This is a genomic window from Campylobacter concisus (assembly GCF_002913945.1).
Lineage (GTDB): Bacteria > Campylobacterota > Campylobacteria > Campylobacterales > Campylobacteraceae > Campylobacter_A > Campylobacter_A concisus_P.
In genome coordinates this window covers 74,078-93,508 of the sequence record NZ_POZK01000019.1, presented here as the reverse complement: position 1 = coordinate 93,508, position 19,431 = coordinate 74,078, and the positions used below count along the sequence as shown (strand labels likewise).

Annotated in this window: 18 protein-coding genes and 1 tRNA gene; 14 read left to right on the top strand and 5 right to left on the bottom strand. The window is 37.3% G+C overall.

Features of this window, described 5'->3' with window-relative positions; genetic code table 11:
* Positions 1-208 precede the first annotated feature (208 nt).
* On the top strand, positions 209-3,871 hold the full coding sequence (locus tag CYP64_RS04645) for a S6 family peptidase (protein WP_103648858.1): 3,663 nt from the start codon (positions 209-211) through the stop codon (positions 3,869-3,871).
* Positions 3,872-3,981: 110 nt separating this feature from the next.
* On the opposite strand, the gene CYP64_RS04640 is transcribed toward CYP64_RS04645, so the two are convergent.
* The 5 genes from CYP64_RS04640 to aspS form a co-directional block, all read right to left on the bottom strand.
* Positions 3,982-4,058, bottom strand: a tRNA-Ile gene (locus CYP64_RS04640).
* A gap of 122 nt (positions 4,059-4,180) precedes the next feature.
* Positions 4,181-4,699, bottom strand: coding sequence for an inorganic diphosphatase (gene ppa / locus CYP64_RS04635; protein WP_103648857.1), 519 nt, complete (start codon positions 4,697-4,699; stop codon positions 4,181-4,183).
* Positions 4,700-4,770: 71 nt separating this feature from the next.
* Complete coding sequence (locus CYP64_RS04630; protein ID WP_103648856.1) at positions 4,771-5,106, bottom strand: NirD/YgiW/YdeI family stress tolerance protein; 336 nt, start codon at positions 5,104-5,106, stop codon at positions 4,771-4,773.
* Between the two features lie 109 nt (positions 5,107-5,215).
* Positions 5,216-5,785: an adenylate kinase gene (locus CYP64_RS04625; protein ID WP_103648855.1), complete on the bottom strand. Its 570-nt coding sequence runs from the start codon at positions 5,783-5,785 to the stop codon at positions 5,216-5,218.
* Positions 5,786-5,928: 143 nt separating this feature from the next.
* Positions 5,929-7,686, bottom strand: coding sequence for an aspartate--tRNA ligase (aspS, locus tag CYP64_RS04620; RefSeq protein ID WP_103648854.1), 1,758 nt, complete (start codon positions 7,684-7,686; stop codon positions 5,929-5,931).
* Positions 7,687-7,778: 92 nt separating this feature from the next.
* On the opposite strand from aspS, the gene CYP64_RS04615 reads away from it, so the two are divergent.
* The 13 genes from CYP64_RS04615 to mrdA all read left to right on the top strand — a co-directional run bounded on the left by CYP64_RS04615 (position 7,779) and on the right by mrdA (position 19,406).
* Positions 7,779-8,654 (top strand): NAD(+) kinase, encoded by an 876-nt coding sequence (locus CYP64_RS04615; protein WP_103648902.1) that lies wholly within the window; start codon positions 7,779-7,781, stop codon positions 8,652-8,654.
* Positions 8,647-10,167: an AAA family ATPase gene (locus CYP64_RS04610; protein ID WP_181001686.1), complete on the top strand. Its 1,521-nt coding sequence runs from the start codon at positions 8,647-8,649 to the stop codon at positions 10,165-10,167. The genes CYP64_RS04615 and CYP64_RS04610 overlap by 8 nt, the downstream gene beginning before the upstream one ends.
* 88 nt (positions 10,168-10,255) lie before the next feature.
* Positions 10,256-11,512: a GGDEF domain-containing response regulator gene (locus CYP64_RS04605; RefSeq protein ID WP_103648853.1), complete on the top strand. Its 1,257-nt coding sequence runs from the start codon at positions 10,256-10,258 to the stop codon at positions 11,510-11,512.
* Positions 11,509-12,294, top strand: a complete 786-nt coding sequence (locus CYP64_RS04600) for a TatD family hydrolase (RefSeq protein WP_103648852.1) — start codon at positions 11,509-11,511, stop codon at positions 12,292-12,294. The genes CYP64_RS04605 and CYP64_RS04600 overlap by 4 nt, the downstream gene beginning before the upstream one ends.
* 65 nt (positions 12,295-12,359) lie before the next feature.
* Positions 12,360-13,571 carry a lytic transglycosylase domain-containing protein gene (locus CYP64_RS04595; protein ID WP_084040887.1) on the top strand — a complete coding sequence of 404 codons (1,212 nt, stop codon included), beginning with the start codon at positions 12,360-12,362 and terminating at the stop codon, positions 13,569-13,571.
* Positions 13,558-14,415 (top strand): septal ring lytic transglycosylase RlpA family protein, encoded by an 858-nt coding sequence (locus CYP64_RS04590; RefSeq protein ID WP_103648851.1) that lies wholly within the window; start codon positions 13,558-13,560, stop codon positions 14,413-14,415. Before CYP64_RS04595 ends, CYP64_RS04590 begins: the two co-directional genes overlap by 14 nt.
* Before the next feature lie 15 nt (positions 14,416-14,430).
* Positions 14,431-15,006, top strand: a complete 576-nt coding sequence (hisB, locus tag CYP64_RS04585; protein ID WP_181001548.1) for an imidazoleglycerol-phosphate dehydratase HisB — start codon at positions 14,431-14,433, stop codon at positions 15,004-15,006.
* Positions 15,003-15,491 (top strand): KdsC family phosphatase, encoded by a 489-nt coding sequence (locus CYP64_RS04580; protein WP_087584728.1) that lies wholly within the window; start codon positions 15,003-15,005, stop codon positions 15,489-15,491. The genes hisB and CYP64_RS04580 overlap by 4 nt, the downstream gene beginning before the upstream one ends.
* On the top strand, positions 15,482-16,009 hold the full coding sequence (locus CYP64_RS04575) for an LPS export ABC transporter periplasmic protein LptC (protein ID WP_021090489.1): 528 nt from the start codon (positions 15,482-15,484) through the stop codon (positions 16,007-16,009). Before CYP64_RS04580 ends, CYP64_RS04575 begins: the two co-directional genes overlap by 10 nt.
* Positions 15,982-16,458 carry a lipopolysaccharide transport periplasmic protein LptA gene (gene lptA, locus CYP64_RS04570; RefSeq protein WP_072594780.1) on the top strand — a complete coding sequence of 159 codons (477 nt, stop codon included), beginning with the start codon at positions 15,982-15,984 and terminating at the stop codon, positions 16,456-16,458. The genes CYP64_RS04575 and lptA overlap by 28 nt, the downstream gene beginning before the upstream one ends.
* Entirely contained in the window at positions 16,455-17,069 is a 615-nt protein-coding gene (gene yihA, locus CYP64_RS04565) for a ribosome biogenesis GTP-binding protein YihA/YsxC (protein WP_103648850.1), read from the top strand. Before lptA ends, yihA begins: the two co-directional genes overlap by 4 nt.
* 1 nt (position 17,070) lies before the next feature.
* Complete coding sequence (locus CYP64_RS04560; protein ID WP_103648901.1) at positions 17,071-17,562, top strand: hypothetical protein; 492 nt, start codon at positions 17,071-17,073, stop codon at positions 17,560-17,562.
* On the top strand, positions 17,559-19,406 hold the full coding sequence (gene mrdA, locus CYP64_RS04555) for a penicillin-binding protein 2 (protein ID WP_103648849.1): 1,848 nt from the start codon (positions 17,559-17,561) through the stop codon (positions 19,404-19,406). The genes CYP64_RS04560 and mrdA overlap by 4 nt, the downstream gene beginning before the upstream one ends.
* The last annotated feature ends 25 nt before the right edge of the window (positions 19,407-19,431 follow it).

Below are 19,431 nucleotides of genomic sequence, written 5' to 3'. Positions count from 1 at the left end.
AAATGTAAATCGCAACTGCGACCAAATTTGGTGTAATTATAACCAAAAGTAAGTTTAAAAAGCGAGATAATTTTAATAAGATAAAAAATTATATTGTAAATTTAATGTCTAAAAAATAATTAAGGTTTTAGTCATTAAACAATAAAAAATATTGTAAAATGCTTCCCTTATTTTAAATGGAATTATATTCACAAAATGGAGGTTTATCTTGAAAAATAACAAATTCGGTATTTCTATCGCTTTAGCGAGCGTCTTATGCGCTTGCGCGAATGCGCAGGTTATGGATATAGGGACGAATTATTATAGGGATTATCTTGATTTTGCGCAAAATAAGGGCGTTTTTACCCCGCAAGATACTCCGCTAGAATTTGCGCAAAGAAACGGCGACAAATTTACGTTTGATAAAATCCCAAATAGCAGTGCTAGGAATAATAAAGGAAATTTTACTTCACTCGGACGAAATTTCGTCGTAACGGCGAACCATACGTTAGATGCTGCCGCGGCTAGTAATTTTAACGAAAATAGGGGATGGTTTGGCAATACGAAATACGAATATCTAACCTCTCGTATGGCGACTCCGACGGAGGGATTATATAATTCCGATACCGCTTATATGCGAACGACTAAATACATCGTAGAGGGACAAATAGATCCGATAGACGTACCGAATTTAGATATTTCAGGCGATAGCAGGGCGACCGATGAGGCTAATATAGATAAAATACAAAACTATTTAAATGATATAAAAAATAGCGGCGGCGCTAGAGGCGATAACGTTCTTGCCTATCAAGCGGGCACTGGAGCGCTCGGGCTAGAAAAACCGAAAATTGATACCGACGGATATAGCGACGTCGTAAGCGCAAGAGAATTTGAAGATCAAAATATCGTTAATCAGACTTTGGGCGGAAGCGTAAACGAAATAAGCACGCATTATTCGGCTAATTATAAGACGCATATCTCGAGTATAAATAGGCCCGGCGTTTATATGTTTATGACCTCTGATAGGGGTTTTAGGAACAGGCTTTTGCCCGGCGATAGCGGTTCTGGATTTTTCGTGTACGATACGGTAGCGCAAAAATGGGTTCTAGTAGGGGTTTTATCGGTGGTCGCCGATAATAGCAATCACGCCTCAATCGTAACGATGAGAGATTTTAGCGACTATAGGAGAAATTACGAAAATTTAGTCAGCGGTTTAAACGTCTCAAATGCCCAACTCGCAAGAAATAAAGATAATATATTTAACGCCGCAAACGGTTCAAGCATTACGCTAAATTCTAACCTTGACTTAGGCCACGGCGGAATCGTCGTAAATAGCGGAAATTTTACCCTTCTAAACGGTATCGGAAGCAATAAAATAACTAGACTTGCGGGCTTTGACGTAGCTGGCGGCGCAAGTTTGAGCTTAAACGTAGCGGCCGATACTAGCGTACATAAAGTCGGCAAAGGAAGTTTAATCGTAAATTCTAGCGGTAATAAAACCTTAAGGTTGGGCGACGGTATCGTGGATCTAAGAGCCGTAAACGCTTTTGAAAAAATTTATTTAACTAGCGGTAGAGGTTTATTAAGGCTTAGCGTAGACGATAGTTTAAACGATAAAATTTTCTTTGGAAACGGCGGAGGAAAGCTTGATTTAAACGGATTCGATCAAATTTTTAGTAACGTTTCGGCTAATTCAAACGCCGCTAAAATCACGAATTTATCCGCTCAAAAGGCAACGCTTAAAATAAGCGGCGAAAGCGGTAAGGATACGATATTTCATGCGAGCGTAGATAAAAATATAGACGTAAAACACGATGGGCAAGGGCGAGAGCTCGTATTTGACGGCGGTTTTGATATAGACGGAAGTTTGAGTCTAAATAACGCCAAGGTTACGCTTCAAGGACATCCGACTGCTCATGCTACGGCAGATAATAGCGTTTTAACGCAGGCGGTAAAGGATAAAATAGCCGCTGCCGGTTTAAGCGAACCTTCATATATGGATTTAACTCGCCCCTCTACGCTATCGCAGCCTGATTGGGAGAAGAGAAAATTTAATGCGAAAGAGGGTATAAAAATAAACTCTTCAGAACTTACGATAGGTAAGGACGCGGACGTAAATAGCAATATAGAGGCGAAAAATTCCGTTATAAATTTAAGTGGCGAATTAACTCACTATATCGATAAATTTGACGGCTCAAATACTTACGACGACGGCTTAAAATACCGCCAAAACGTAGAAAAAGGAAATTTGCTAGTTAAAGACGTTAGCTTTAAAAATAAAATCATCATGGATAGCGACAGCATGCTAAGAGTCGGCGGCACGAAGACTAAGCTAAAAGAGCTCGTAATAAACGGCAAAAATACGGCTCCTACTCGCAGCATAGCGGCTGGAAGCGGTAAATTAGAAATAGAAAATCTAGACGTTAGCGGAGCAAACAAACTAACCTTTGACCCCGATACGACCGTAGCGAAAAATTTAAATATTAAAAATTTTAGTAATGCAAACGAGCCTATTTTGGATTTTAAAAAGGTTTTGACGCTTGGCGCGGGGATGAAATTTAATATCGATTTTGCGGCGGCTTTGAAAGGCGAGATGACTGCTGAAAAAACCTATACGCTCGTAAGCGCAGAAAGTATCGTAAACAAAGGCGCGATATTTAATACCGAGCAAAAAATCAACGGTCTTTTTACGACCTATGCCATAAAAGACGGCAAAATTACGATGAGATTAAGCGATAAAAAAGCCGAGAATCCGTCTGCGACGCCGGGATCTGAGCAGGAGCTAAGGTTGACCGGATTTAGCGAACGTCAAAATAAAATTTTAAATATGTTTAAAAATAGACCGGAGTATGAAAGCGCCATCCAAAGCGGCGATACCGAGACTTTAAGACAAATGGCGTTAAAGGCGGAATCCGATATGAAAGAAATTTCGGCTTCGTCTTTAAAAGTTAGCGTCAAAGCCTTACAAAACGGCAATGAGTTAATAAATTCGAGATTATCTCAAATTACTCAGTTAAGAGCAAAGGCCGATATTTCGCAGTTTAGGCTAGCGGGACTTGAGAGCGATTTTAAACCGACCGCTGCAATAGCCTACGAAGCGGCTGAGGCTAGTAAGCAAAGAAATAATTTTTGGGCGAACGTAAACGGAGCATACTTTAAAGATAAAGATAGCGGCGGAGATTTGAAATTTTACGGCACGTATATAGGCTACGACAGGAGCTATGACGAGTTTATTTTAGGCGTGAATGCGGGCGCGAGCAAGGCTAAATTTAACTCAGGCTACATGAGCGACGATGCAAAAATTTATAGCTTTGGAGCGTATGGACTTTTTGAGCGAGACGCTCATGAGATACAGAGCAATCTAAATTTAGCCTTCGTAAATTCTAAGCACAGCTTAAATGATTCGCAAAAGGCTAGCGTAAGAAGCACGGGTATCCTTTCGAGCAACTACTATAAATATAAAATTTCGCTCGGATCAAACGGCGAATACGCTCAGGCTATCAAGCCCGTACTTGCGCTAGAATTTGGCGCAAACGGCGCAAACGGCTTTAAAAACGATAGATACGATCAAAAAGACATAAACGACTTTAACGTAGCTTTGGGAGTCGGCGTCGAGTATGTGTTAAATAGCGATAAAAATGCATTTGCGGTACAATTTTTGTTAAAACAAAATGTCTATAACTCTGACGATAAATCTTACATTTCGCTAAATAACTCAAACGAATACGTCGACTACAAGCTCGACAATAACAAACTGGTCTATAAGCTAAATTTGACCGCGGATACGAAAATTAGCGAAAATTTTGCGCTTTCTTATCAACTTAGCGGAATGCTAGATAACGACAAAAGCTACGGCGTAAGCGGCGGCATGAAGCTGGAATATAAATTTTAAGATATTAGATCAAGGTGAATAAAATTTCACTTTGATTCTTAAATCAAAAGCAAAATAGTCTTAAAGTTAGGAACTTTTAGAAGATTAAAGATTATAAATAAAATAGAAAATGGTGGGTTCACCAGGACTCGAACCTGGGACCATCCGGTTATGAGCCGGATGCTCTAACCAACTGAGCTATGAACCCACAGTTGAAAGAAAATTGTATTATACAAGAAAAAGCTTATCTAAATATAAAAAATAGCCTTTTTATGTGGAGTATAAAACAGGCAAATTTAAAAAGAAAAGCCCTAAAATAGGGCTTATAAATTATTTATAATTGTTTATTGCAGCGTCTAAAATCTCTTTTGCAGCATTTGCATCTTTAAATTCTTTCACCTTAACCCATTTGTTTGGCTCAAGAATTTTATAAGTTTCAAAGAAATTTTTGATCTTATTTAGTGTTGCAACTGGCAGATCTTCATAGCTTTTTATCGCGTCATATCTTGGATCGATCTTTGCAACCGGCACAGCTAAAAGTTTCTCGTCCATGCCAGCCTCATCTTCCATTACCAAAACGCCTATCAAGCGGCAAGGGATGACACTACCAGCTTGGAGCGGATACTCATTTAGTACCAAAATATCAGCTGGATCGCCATCGGCTGCAAGTGTATTTGGCACAAAGCCGTAGTTTGCTGGGTAGAACATCGCTGAGTAAAGCACGCGATCAACTACGATCGCGCCACTATCTTTGTCGATCTCATATTTGATATTTGAGCCATAAGGTATTTCGATTACGGCATTGATTTTATCTGGATTTGAGCCAGCTTTGATTTTTGAAACGTCCATAATATTCGTCCTTTTTATTAGAAATTTTCGTGATTTTAGTATTTTTTGCATTAAATCCGTGTAAATTTTAACTACCTTATGATTTCTACGCTATCTACGTCGATCTCTGTTTTCATAAGGTCTTTATCTATCTCACCTCTTATTCGTAAAGGTGTATCTTCATTGACTGTTATGTTGCCCCATTTGTTATTGTCGATTTCAACAACAATGACATCACCATTTTTATCGATAAATTCATATTTGTCTGATTTTATATTTGATTTTATCTTACCTTCTAGCACAACTTTGGTGTCGTCGTTTAGTTTTAAGGCATCTTTTACGCTTATCGTTTCGCTTGAGTGTTTTGATGTGAAGCCTCCAGCCATTGCGATGCTAGCAGCTAGTGAAGCGACTATAATTTTTTTCATTTTTATCCTTTTAGAATTTGTTGTAAAAATTTAAAAGGATATTACATTTTTGATGTTAATGAAAAGTAAGTTTTAAAACCTTGCACCTTTTGATGCAAGGTCTGTAAATTTATAAAAGTTTAGCTAGTAAATTTTTGATATCAGCTACGATCTCGTCTATACCGCGTTCACCGTTTACTGCATGAAGTAGCTTTTTTTTGCTGTAAAATTCGCGGATAGCCACGATCGGATCAAGATATACTTTCATGCGGTTGTTAAATACTTCGTTGTTGTCATCAGCACCTCTTGCGCGACCGAGTACTCTTGCTCTCGCTACATCTTCACTAACGTCTACTTCGATGACGCCTTTAAGAGAAATTTCTTTTTGCTCGCTTAATACATTGTCAAGCTCAGTCATTTGCTCAACGCTTCTTGGGTATCCGTCTATTATAATGTTTGATTTTTTTGAGCCTTTAATGGCTGATACGATCGCATTTACGACAACGTCAAGCGGAACCAAATTTCCTTTTGAGATAAAGCCATCTATTAGCTTACCAAGCTCGCTACCGCTAGCAACCTCAGCTCTTAAAAGATCGCCAGTTGAGAAGTGCGCAAATTTTTCATCTTGTTGTGCGATGATCGATGCATCTGTTGTTTTTCCGCTACCTGGAGCGCCTATGATTAAAAATAAATTCTTCATTCTTTCCCTTTTTTATATTTTTTGAGTGTCTTTGAATGAGTTTGCAAATTTCTATGCAACATCCAAATTCACCTCAAAAATTTAAATCTTTAAATTAACTCAAATTTAGACATCCAAAAAGTCTAAATTTATTGCAAAAATTTTTAAGCCTTTTGCTCTTTTTCTCTTATCCTAAGTCCCAGCTCTCTAAGCTGCTCGTTGCTAGCGTGACTTGGTGCTTTTGTTAGTGGGCACTGAGCACGTTGTGTTTTAGGGAAGGCTATAACATCGCGGATTGAGCTTGCTTTATTTACGAGCATATTTAGCCTGTCAAATCCGATCGCGATACCACCATGTGGAGGTGCACCAAATGTCAAGGCATCAAGTAAGAAGCCAAATTTCTCACGCTGCTCGGCTTCATCTATGCCAAGAAGTTTAAAGACCTTTTGTTGTATATCGTTTTTGTGAATTCTTATACTTCCGCCACCAAGCTCAAAGCCGTTTAGCACGACGTCGTGAGCGATAGAAAGGATGTCCTCAAGATCAGGCTCGTCTATATTTTTTGGCATTGTGAATGGATGGTGCATCGCAGAGTAGCTTCCATCGTCATTTTGCTCAAACATTGGGAAGTCAAGCACCCATAAAAACTCAAGTTTGTCTTGATCAATGATGCCCATTTGCTCAGCTAGGAAAATTCTAAATCTTCCCATATAATCAAGTACGATCTTTTTCTTGCCAGCACCAAAGAATACAACGTCACCAACTTTTAGTTCACATCTTGAGATGATCTCATCAAGATCGCTTTGCTCGAAAAATTTACAAAGTGGGCCTTTTAAACCATCTTCTTTCATCTGGAAGTAGCCAAGACCTTGCGCGCCAAATTTACGTACAAATTCTTCAAATCTATTCATCTCGCGCTTACTAAAGATGTTGTCGCCATTTGGCACTTTTAGCGCTTTGATGCGGTTTTTCTTCTTATCTTTTGCGATAGAGCTAAAAATTTCATTGCTTGAGCGCTCGAAAATATCGATCACATCGATCATTTTTAGATCGTATCTAAGATCAGGCTTATCTGAGCCATAAGTCTCGGTCGCCTCTTTGTAGCTCATGCGTCTAAATGGCGTTTTAATATCGTATCCGCAGGCTTTAAAAATATCTTTTAGCATCGTCTCAGCCATATTTATGATATCTTCTTGCTCGACAAAGCTCATTTCGATATCTATTTGGGTAAATTCTGGTTGACGATCAGCCCTTAGATCTTCGTCGCGGAAACATTTTGCGATTTGGAAATATTTATCAAAGCCAGAACACATCAAAAGCTGTTTAAATAGCTGTGGACTTTGTGGGAGCGCATAAAATTGACCCGGATATACACGGCTTGGCACTAGATAGTCTCTCGCACCTTCTGGAGTTGCGCGTGTTAAAACTGGAGTTTCAAACTCGATAAAGCCCATTTTATCTAGGCTATTTCTAGCTGCGATCGCTGCGCGAGAACGCATTTTAAATATATTTTGTAAGCGCTCGCTTCTAAGGTCTAAAAAGCGATATTTTAGTCTGATGTCCTCATTTACGCTCTCATCACCTATCATAAATGGTAGCGGCTCGCTTGGATTTTCGATGATTAGCTCGCTTACTATTACTTCTATCTCACCAGTTTTTAGCTTTGGATTGGTTAGTCCTTCGCCTCTAGCTCTTACTTTTCCTTTTGCTTTTAAGACATATTCATCTCTTACTTTTGCAGCCACGTCATGTGCTTCTTTGCTATCAGCCGGATCGCAAACTAATTGTATAAGCCCGCTAACGTCTCTTAAGTCGATGAAAACAACGCCACCGTGGTCTCTATATGTATTTGCCCAGCCACAAAGTATTACTTCTTTACCGATATCAGCTTTGCTAAGATCGGTGCAATAATGACTTCGCATAAAATGCTCCTTTGCAATGTTTTTTAGGCAATTATAATCGCTTTTTTCTTTTGAAAAGCTTTGTTAAAATAAAATATGTTACAATCATTTACATGAAAAATGAACAAAAATTTAATACTTTTTGCACAAAAAAAGTAGGACTTATTGCTAAAGATTATCCATTATTTAGGCAAGATTTAGAAAAATTAGAAAAAATTTTAAAAAAGTATAACGCAGAAATTTTGCTTGAAAGAAATTGTGCTAAGCGTATAGAAAAAAATGGTTTTGAGCTGATAAAACTAGCCAAAGAGTGCGAATTTCTTATCACGCTTGGCGGTGATGGTACGATCATTTCAACTTGTAGAAAACTAGCTCACATCTCGCCACTTGTCCTTGGCATACACGCTGGTAGGCTCGGATTTTTAACAGACATCACGATTGGCGAGAGTGAGAAATTTTTTAAAGACTTTTTTGATGATAAATTTGAGGTAGAAACGCCTTTTATGCTTGATGTGACTCTCCACAAAAATGATGGCAAAACAGAGCAAAAGATAGCATTTAACGACGCAGTCATCGTTAGTAAAAATGGTGGTTCGATGACGCATATCGAAGCACTTTTAAATGAAAAATATTTTAATTCATATTTTGGTGACGGCGTTATAGTGGCGACACCTGCTGGAACAACGGCATATAACATGAGCGCAAATGGTCCTATTATCTATCCATTAAGCGAAGTTTTTACAGTAACTCCTATATGCTCGCACTCACTTACACAGCGTCCAGTCGTGCTTACGAAAAATCACACGGTTAAATTTAGAACAAATAGCGATGCGATTTTGGTACTTGACGGACAAGATAGATTTGATATGAGTAAAATTTCAGCCGTTAGCATGAGTTTGAGCAACAAAAAAGCTAGGCTGATACGTCATATTGGCAGGGATTATTTTCAAATTTTAAAAGAGAAACTTCACTGGGGTTATAATGATTGATCGAATTTTGATTAAAGATTATCTAAATTTTAAAAATGTCGAGCTAAATTTCAAAGAGGGGCTTAGCGTATTTACGGGCGTTAGCGGCGCTGGCAAGTCTGTGCTAATGAGCGCTATAATGGCTGTTTTTGGGCTAAAAGACAGCGAGGCAAGGCTGATAGAAGCTGACGTGGAGCATAAATTTGAGCTTGATGAGTTTGGCATAGAAAATGAAGAGGTCAATATTTTCAAGCTTTTAAAAGATAAGAGCACTAGATATTTTATAAATCAGCAAGCCATCTCAAAGAAAAATTTAGCTCAAGTGGCGCGTGAGCATATAAAATATCTCTCGGCAAAAGAGGCAAACGAGTTTGAAAATGAGAAATTTCTAAATTTGCTTGACAGGCTAGAAATTTCGAAAAATGAGAAATTTAAAGAAACAAAGCAGGAATTTGAAGAGACCTTTTTGGAATTTTCTAAAATTTCAAAAGAGCTAGCCACTATAAAAGAGGAAGAGAAAAAGGTCGAGGAGCTAAAGGAGCTTGCTAGCTTTGAGATCGAGAAGATAAGAAGTGTTGGGCCTAAAAAAGGCGAGTTTGAAGAGCTTATGGAAACTAAAAAAAGGCTTAGTAAAAAAGATAAGATAAATGAGGCGTGGGCTAGGGCTGAGCGGATATTTGAGCTAGAGCACAGCGTAAATGAGGCGCTAAGCATCAGCGACCTTGACAACGGCTTTTTTGAAGATGCGATGAACGAGCTAAGGGTCGCAAGAGATAGCCTAAATATGGAGGAGCTTGACGATATCGACGTCGAGAGCGTGCTTGATAGGATAGAAGCTCTTAATGCCATCATCAGGCGCTACGGCAGCGAAGAGGAGGCGTTAGAAGCGCTTGATAAAAAGGAGAAAGAGCTTGCAAGGTATGAAAATTTAAGCTTTGAAAAGAGCGAGCTTGAGAAGAAATTTGAAATTTCAAGCAAAAAGGCAAATGATCTAGCCAGCGCTTTAAGCAAGGCAAGGGGTGCAAATTTAAAAGAGCTTGAGGCGATGATAAATTTATACCTAAAAGAGCTTTATATGCCAGATATCACGCTAAAGATAGAAGAAAAAAGACTTGATGTTTTAGGACTTGATGAGGTTTGTCTAAATTTAAATGAGACTTCGCTTAAAAATTTAAGTTCAGGCGAGCTAAACCGCCTAAGACTGGCTTTTATAGCCGCATCTAGTGAGATCGCAAAAACGGGCGGTGATGTCATCATACTTGACGAAATAGATGCAAATTTAAGTGGAAAAGAGGCGATGAGTATCGCAAATGTCTTGCTTAAGCTTGCAAATTTCTATCAAATTTTTGCCATTTCTCACCAGCCGCAGCTTAGCTCAAAGGCAAATTCTCACTTTTTGGTAGAGCGTCATGGAGAAAACTCGGTCGTAAGAGAGCTTGACAAAGATGAACGAGTGAGCGAATTAGCACGTATGATAAGCGGTGAGCACATAAGTGAAGAGGCAATAAATTTTGCGAAAGGGCTTTTAAAGTAGCTTAATTTAAATTATTAATTTAAGCTTTATAAATAAATTTATTTGATAAAATCGCCACTAATTTGATAAAAATTTTTGTAGGAATAATATGGAAAGAATCCTTGTAGTTGATGATAATAAGGCGTTAGCAAAGCTGATTGTTATGCAAATGGAAAAGACTATTGATGATATGACAATTGATGTCGCATACAGTTTTGCCGAGGCTAAGACGTTAATTAGCGAGTATGACAAAGATTATTTTATGACTATTTTGGATTTAAATTTGCCAGATGCTCCAAATGGAGAGATTGTTGATTATGCGCTTTCCAAAGGGCTTTCGGCTATCGTTTTAACAGGTAGCATTGATGATGAAACAAGGCAAAATTTTATAAATAAAGATATTGTGGATTATGTTTATAAAGGAAATATGGACGATATCAACTATATCTTCCAAATGATAAATAGACTGAGCAAAAATAGACAATACAAGGTTTTGGTTGTCGAAGACTCGCTTCCTTTTAGAAATATGATAAAAAAGATATTAACTAGCCTTCAGTTTAAAGTTTTGGCCGCAGCTCACGGCGAAGAGGCAATGAATTATTTTGCGGATAATCCTGATATAAATCTTATAATAACTGATTATAGAATGCCAGTGAAAGACGGTCTTGAAGTTCTAAAAGAGGTTAGAAAAGAAAAAGATAAAAAAAGTCTTGGTGTAATCGTTATGACATCGCCTAGTGAAAAGACCGACGCGTCAATATTTTTAAAAAATGGTGCGAGCGATTTTATAGCAAAACCATTTTCAAAAGAAGAGCTAATATGCCGTGTTAATAATACGATCGAAGCGATGGAAAATATAAACAAGATAGCAAATTTTGCAAATCGCGACTTCTTAACAGGAGTTTATAATAGAAGATTTTTTTATTCTGACGTAGAAGAGTATGTTCATGTAGCTGAAGAGACTAATGAGCCTTACGCTTTTGCAATGATTGATGTTGATTATTTTAAGAAAATAAATGATAAATATGGCCACGATGGTGGAGATAAGATACTAAAATCAATTGCAAAAATTTTAAATGATAATACAAAAGGAAGTGATATCGTTGCTAGATTTGGTGGCGAAGAATTTTGCGTTGTCCTTAAAAAGATAAATAAAGAAGAAGCTGTTAAATTTTTTGTAAATTTACGAGCCAAAGTGGCTGAAAATGAAGTAACTATAAAAAAGGAAAAAGTAAAAGTTACTATATCAATAGGTGTATCTTTTGGCAATGGGCATTGCGAGATAGACGATATGCTTGAGGCTTGCGATTCAGCACTTTACACCGCAAAAGAAAATGGTAGAAACAGAGTAGAAATAGCTTTATGATTATAGATACGCATTGTCATTTGGATAGTAAAGTTTATGATCCTGACCTTGATAAAATTTTAGATGAAGCTAGAAATTTAGGGCTAAAGGGCTTTATTATCCCGGGAGCTGATATCAATGATTTACCAAAAGCGGCTAAAATAGCACATGAAAATTCTGACATTTTCTTTGCCGCCGGAGTTCATCCATATGATAAAGAGAGTTTTGATATTGAAATTTTAAGAAATTTTGCTAAAGATGAAAAGTGTGTGGCAATAGGTGAATGCGGCCTGGACTACTTTCGCTTGCCAAAAGATGAAAATGAAAAGATAAAAGAAAAAGAGGATCAAAAACGTATTTTTTTAGCTCAACTTGATTTGGCTGTTGAGCTAAAAAAACCCGTTATTCTTCACATTAGGGAGGCTAATGAGGACTCTTTTAATATCTTAAAAGGGTATGCACCAAAGCTTGAAGCTGGGGCGATTTTGCATTGTTATAATGCTTCGCCACTTCTTTTAGAGCTTTGTAAATTTGGGAATTTTTACTTTGGCATAGGCGGTGTTTTAACATTTAAAAATGCTAAAAATTTAGTCGAAATTTTGCCAAAAATCCCATTTGACAGGATAGTTATTGAAACTGACGCTCCTTATCTCACGCCAGAACCAAATCGCGGCAAGAGAAATGAGCCGGCGTTTACGACATTTGTTGCTAAAAAGATAGCTGAAATTTTAAACCTTGAGTTTGAAGTTATTTGTGAAAAAACTTCAAATAATGCCAAAAGGTTGTTTAAGTGCTTTGCTTAAATTTTGAGCGTTGCACTTGTTTAAGATGCTAGCATCTTAAGTTTTGACACGAAAAAAGGATAGAAATGAAAGCAATGCTTAAAATATTTTTAATGTTTGCATGTAGTACCTTGCTACTAGCAAATACACCTGAAAAGAGCTCATACGACACTCAGGTAAAAATTTTAAAAGAGCTGGACATTGATGCTAGCTTTATGAAGACTTCTCACTATGCAAAGATGAGGCAAGGTATCAAACAATCACAACTTGAAACATTTACAGAAGCTCTAAAAAATGGTTATATGTATATACCGATGGTAAAAGAGCAGATCAAAAAATCAGGCGTACCTGAGTCATTCTTTTATCTGGCAATGATAGAATCAGGCTTTTCAAATCACACAGTCTCAAACGCAAAAGCTACTGGTATGTGGCAGTTTATGGAGCAAACGGCTAGACTTCATGGTTTAAAAGTGGGTCAATATGTAGATGAGAGAAAAGATCCAGTAGAGTCTACTATCGCAGCTACGAATTATCTAAAGTCGCTTAAAAATCAATTTGGCAAATGGTATCTAGCAGCTATGGCTTATAACTGCGGCGATGGTGCGTTAAAAAGAGCTATACAAAAAGCTGGCACAGATGATCTTGTAACACTTCTTGATGCTGAGAAAAAATACCTTCCAGCTGAAACTAGAAATTTTGTTATCAAAATTTTAAGAGCAGCATATACCGCAAAAGACGCAGACTTCTTGATGTCTAAAGATTCATCTTTGTTAAACATAAACGGAGGACTAAAGCTTGTAAAAGTAAAAGTACCTGGTGGTACAAATTTAGCTCAAATAGGCGATAGTATCGGTCTTAGTACAAAAAAAATGAAAAACAACAATCCGCACTTAAAATTTGTATTTACTCCACCAACTCTAAAAGATTATTATGTTTATATCCCTGAAAATAAAAAGCAGCTTTTTGCAGAAAATTTCAAGCCATTTAATGGTAAAAATAATTTTTATGCCTACGTTGTAAAAAAAGGCGAAACATTACTTTCTATCTCTAAAAAAACAGGTGTTAGCCATAGAGCAATCAAGGACTACAACGAACTTAGCACAAATGCCGTAAGCTATAATCAAAAACTAATTATTCCATTTTCCGCACAAAATAAATCTCAAAACTATATAGTCCAAACTGGTGATACGATAGCTTCTTTATCTAAAAAATTTAATGTGAGCGAAAAAGATTTAAAAGATGCAAATTCTTTTGCTAGTTCAAATTTAAATGTTGGAGCAAATATTGTCATACCATAAGAGCCTAAAATTTTATATAGGACTAAGTTTTACTCTTCTAGTTACTGGTTGCTCTTGGAGCGGGGCACCATTTACACCAAGTGGCCCAACTAATGTAAAGGGCAACAATTCAGCTTCTATCCAAAAAGCAACAATGAGGCCTTACACGATAAATGGCAAAACATACTACCCAACCGTTGTAAGCGTTGGTGATAAGGCAAGTGGCACAGCAAGCTGGTATGGTCCAAATTTTCATGGTAAAACAACCTCAAACGGCGAAATTTATAATATGTACAACATGACTGCAGCACACAAAACTTTGCCGATGAATACGATCCTTAAGGTAACAAATTTAAGAAATCAAAAAAGCGTCATTGTTCGCGTAAATGATCGTGGACCTTTTGTGGCTGATAGAGTTTTAGACCTTTCAAAGGCGGCTGCAACTAAACTTGATATTATCGGTACAGGCACAGCTCCAGTCAGTATGGAAGTCATAGGCTTTAATGAAGATATAAATGCTGTTGCAAGCATTAACACTCAAGCAAAACCGACAAGCACTGGCATAAAAGTGCCAAATCCAGTCTCTCCGACAGCTCCAACTGGAGGCATTATTATTTCGTCAGAGCAACGAGTCGTAGGTGGAGATTTTATGGTGCAAATTGGCTCATTTAAAAACCTTGAGGGCGCAAACAGATATCAAAGAGAGCATCAAAGCATAGATGGTTACAAGTCGGTAGTTAGGACATTTACTATAGATGGCTCGACCATTTATAGGGTATTTTTAAATGGCTTTAGAAGTGAGGACGAGGCTAGGGATTATGCAAGAAGCGGTAAATTCCAAGGTGCATTTATAGTAAGAGGTTAGGGCGTGAGAGAAGAAATTTTAGAGCTAACTAGAAATACAAAAGAGACACAAATCTCAATGAAGCTTAAAATTTATGGCTCTGGTATTGCAAAGATAGATACTGGCATTGGCTTTTTTGACCATATGCTTGAAGCTTTTACAAAGCATTCTTTGCTTGATCTTGAAATTTCATGCAAGGGCGACACGCATGTGGATTTTCACCACAGCGTTGAGGATGTAGGCATAGTTTTGGGTCAGCTTTTAAAAGAGGCCTTGTATCCTTTAAGTGGTGTTGAGAGATTTGGCGAGGCAAGCGTTGTTATGGATGAGGCGGCTGTTTTTTGCACACTAGATCTTAGCAACAGAGCTTACCTTGTATATGAAAATTTTAATGAAAATGCCAAGGTTGGCGAGTTTGACACGGAGCTTGTGGAAGAGTTTTTTAGAGCAGTTGCGATAAATTCAGCCATCACTCTTCATCTAAATCAAATTCGTGGCAAAAATACTCATCACATCATCGAAGCAACATTTAAATCATTTGCCGTCGCACTTCGTAGAGCGCTTGCTAAAAATGCAAGGATAGGCACACCAAGTACAAAGGGTGTTTTATGATAGAGATTATATTTTTAGATGTTGATGGGTGCCTGACTGATGGCAAGATCATCTACAATGCAAATGGCGAAGAGCTTAAATTTTTTGATGTAAAAGATGGCTACGCGATAGAAAGCTGGCTAAAGCTTGGTAAAAAAGTAGCTATCATTACAGGCAGAAAGTCAGCCATCGTTGAGCGAAGAGCAGAGGATCTAAAGATAAATCACGTCTATCAAGGTGTTGGTGATAAATTTGAAGTGGCGAGTGAGATATTAAAATTTGAAGGGCTTAGCTTTAAAAATGCAGCAGCTATCGGCGATGATTACAATGACTATAAAATTTTGAATGCAGTTGCTTGGAGCTTTAAGCCAAAAGATGCGATAAAAGAGCTTGACGTAAAGACAAAGCTAAAGCATAAAGGTGGCAATGGCGCGGTTAGAGAGATGATCGAGCTTATTATAAAATCAGAAAATTTATATGACGAGTGGTCTAAGCGTTGGTTGTAAAAATTTTCTACTTCGTCGTGGCAATTTTTAGTGTCGTGATGATATTTTTGGCGGCCCAAGATCCATATCTTGCAAATGTTTTAAAGATTGATACAAAGATATCAAATATGCAGATAAATGACGTGATAGATTATGAGATAAATTCCACGAAAATAAGCGGAGTCTACGAGGCTGATGAGCTAAATAGATACAATGATAAAGATGAATTTTTGAGTTTTAAAGCAAAAATTTTAAGAGGAAATTTAAAACATTTTCTAAGCTCAGACAAAGCAATCTCACAAAATGACGAAATTATCTTTCAAAAGAATGCAAACTATGAAAACAACGATAGTTTGAGATTTATAAGTGACGAAGTGATATATGGAACAAAAACAAAAATAGTAAGATCTGAAGCAAATTTCACGCTCATAAGAAATAATGATAAGGCACTGGGTGAGAGTGGAAGCTATGATCTTGCTAAAAAACAAACGCAGGTAAAAGGGTTAAGGGCATGGGTAGAAGAAAATCAGCGATTTTAGCGGTGATATTGGGTTTTACATTTTTAAATGCAGAGCAAGTTGAAATCACATCAAATGATTTTTTTGCAGATGAGAATAAGCAAACTAGTGAATTCATAGGTAATGTAAATATCAAAAAGGGCTCATTTGATGAGCTTAAGGCAGACAAAGTGGTCGTCTATTTTGACAAAAAACGTCAACCTATAAAATATGTGGCTACTGGCAATGCTAGAGCTAAAATTTTTATAAAAGATAAGCACTATGATGGCAAAGGCAATACTCTTACATACGAGCCAGCAAAACAGATCTATACTGTTAGTGGAAATGGCTATTTGCATGAAGTAGAAACTGATAAGAATGTTTATGGTGAAAAGATAGTTGTTAACCAAAAAGATGGTACGTATAGTGTAAATAGTGATGAAAAAAAGCCTGTTAAGTTTATCTTTCAGGTAGAGGAAAAAGATAAGTGATAAGGCCACTAGGTGCTAAATTTATCACATCAAGTCCAAGTATAAAAGAGGCTCCAAGTTTCGTAACAAGCGAAGTCGTCTTTTTAGGTAGATCAAATGTTGGTAAAAGCAGCCTCATAAATACACTTGTAAACCAAAAAAATCTAGCCAAAAGCTCATCGACTCCTGGTAAAACTCAGCTTATAAATTTCTTTGAGGCCGAGTTTTGTGAGCAAAAAGATGAGCAGGAAGACAAAGATAAATTTAAGCTCATTTTGGTTGATTTGCCAGGCTTTGGCTATGCAAAAGTGGCAAAGTCAAAGCATGATGAATGGCGTAAAAATTTAGATGAGTTTTTGAAATTTAGAAGCGACATTAGACTTTTTATACATCTAATTGATGCTAGACATTTTGACCTAGACATCGACGTGAACGTGGATTCTTACCTAAAAAGCTTTTTAAGAGCTGACCAGAAAATTTTAAATTTATATACAAAAAGCGATAAGCTAAATCAAAGCCAAAAGAGTGCGGTAATGAAATTTGATCCAAGCGGCATCTTAGTCTCAACTCTTAATAAAAGCGGTATCGAAAAGGCTAGAGAAGCCATCATAAATAACGCTCTTGGTAGATAAAATGCAAACCATAAGCAGCTTAGATGTTAAAATTTTTAAAGAATTTTGGTGGGCTGTTTTTTTATTCTCATATGAGATAGCAACTACGCAATTTGGCTTTTTGCCACCACTCATTGGCATTTTTTTTACTTATATGATTTTGGAATACTCAAGAAAACAAAAGCAATACGACGAGTTTAAGCATAATTGGTACTTTGTGATAATTTTTATAATATTTGCTGAGCAAATCCATGGATTTCATCTTTTTTCAACGATTATTGCATTTTTGCTTTTTTATAATTTTATTTTAGACTGGCTCTATACCACGATGAAGTGGCGAAATTGTCTACTTATCATCTTTGTAGCAGCTGGATACGCTTTAACCTTTCTTGTAAATAATCTATTTACTTACGTTTTAAATGAGCAAAATTTAGTCTTTTCGACTGAATATCTATTTTTTATATCATTTGAAAGTATCCTTGCTATCGTTCTTTTTAGGGATAAAGTACTATGAGGATGCGCATCGTCTTTAGTGTGATCGCTCTTTTTTGGATTATACTTTTAGGACGAATTTATCACCTAAGCATAAACTCAAATACTTACTACAACGAGATCGCGGAGCAAAACGCGATAAAGACTATTTATATTCCGCCAGTTAGGGGCATTATTTTTGACGCACATGATAAGCCAATGGCTGTTAATCGTCTTGGTTTTTCAGTATCCATTAGACCTCATTTAAGTGCTAATAAAAAGGTAAAAATTTTAGATGATGAGCTAGCTTACATTAGCTCACTATTTAGCGATCTAAATGTTACAAAGCTTAAAAATGAATACATAAAAAATGACTCAGCTTATAACCAAGATTTTATAAATGTGGTTGAATTTATTGATTATGATAAATTTTTACCATTTTTTGCATCACTTTCTTTGCGTGAAAATTTAGAGATAAGGCCTGCTTCAAAACGCCACTATCCGTATAACGATCTAGCTTCTCACATTATCGGCTATGTCGGTAGGGCAAATCAAAAAGATATGGATAATGATCCTTTGACAAAGCTTACAAACTACATTGGAAGAAGTGGCGTGGAGCGGTTTTATAATCCGATCTTACAAGGAATTCAGGGATTTAAAAAGATAAAGGTAAATGCCTTAAATGAAGAGATCGAGCAGATAAACTATCAAGCGCCACAAAGTCAAAACATCAAACTTGCAGTCGATCTTGAGCTTCAGCAGTTTGTGGCCGATGTCTTTGGCAAGGATGCAGGAAGCGTTATCGTTATGAGTCTAAAAGACGGTGCTATCATCGCAGCAGGAAACTTTCCTGAGTATGATCTAAATCCATTTGTACTTGGAATTTCTCAGCCTGAATGGGAAGAGCTTGTAAAAAACGTCGATCATCCTTTTACAAACAAGCTAATAAACGGCCTTTATCCTCCAGGATCTGTCGTAAAAATGGGTATGGCACTTGCATTTTTAGATAATGGCATGAGTAAATACGATAGCTTTTTTTGTAGTGGCTCGTATGAGCTTGGAGGACGTAAATTCCGCTGCTGGAACTCTCACGGACATGGAAATGTTAATATGAATACGGCAATTAGAGAGAGCTGTGATGACTATTTTTATAAAGGTAGTCAAAAGATCGGCATAGACGCTATTGTTCCGATACTTGAGCGTATGGGATTTGGTAGAAAAACCGAGGTTGATTTGCCAAATGAGTTTGTAGGGACTTTACCAAGCAGAGAGTGGAAGATGAGGAAGTATGGCAAAGCGTGGTTTCAAGGCGAGACCCTTATCACTTCTATCGGTCAGGGAAATTTCTTGGTCACGCCTATGCAAGTGGCAAAATATACCGCTGGGCTTGCAACTGGGTTAAACGTGACCCCACATTTTCTAAAGAGCATTGATGGCAAGGATGTTGATTTTACACCAACAGATGATGCTTTTACGCCGTTTGAAAAATCACAGCTACCAGCTATTAGGCATGCAATGTATGAAGTGGCAAATCACCCAAGAGGAACGGCAAATAGGCATTTTATTGGAAGCCTAGTTAAAGTTGCCGCAAAGACCGGTACTGCCCAGGTTGTTGGCATCTCACAAACTGAAAAGAAACGTATGAAAGAGGAGGATATGGCGTATTTGCAAAGATCTCATGCATGGATGACTACATATGCGCCCTATGAAGATCCGCAATACGTTATCACAATGGTTATCGAGCATGGTGGCCATGGCGGAAGTGCGGCTGGGCCAAAAATCGCTCAAATTTATAATAAACTTGTTGAAATGGGATATATAAATTTAGAAAAAATCCAAAGCGATCAAAATAAAAAACAAGACAATAAGAAAAATAAAGATCACTAAAAAGCCGTGGTAGTGACCACTGACT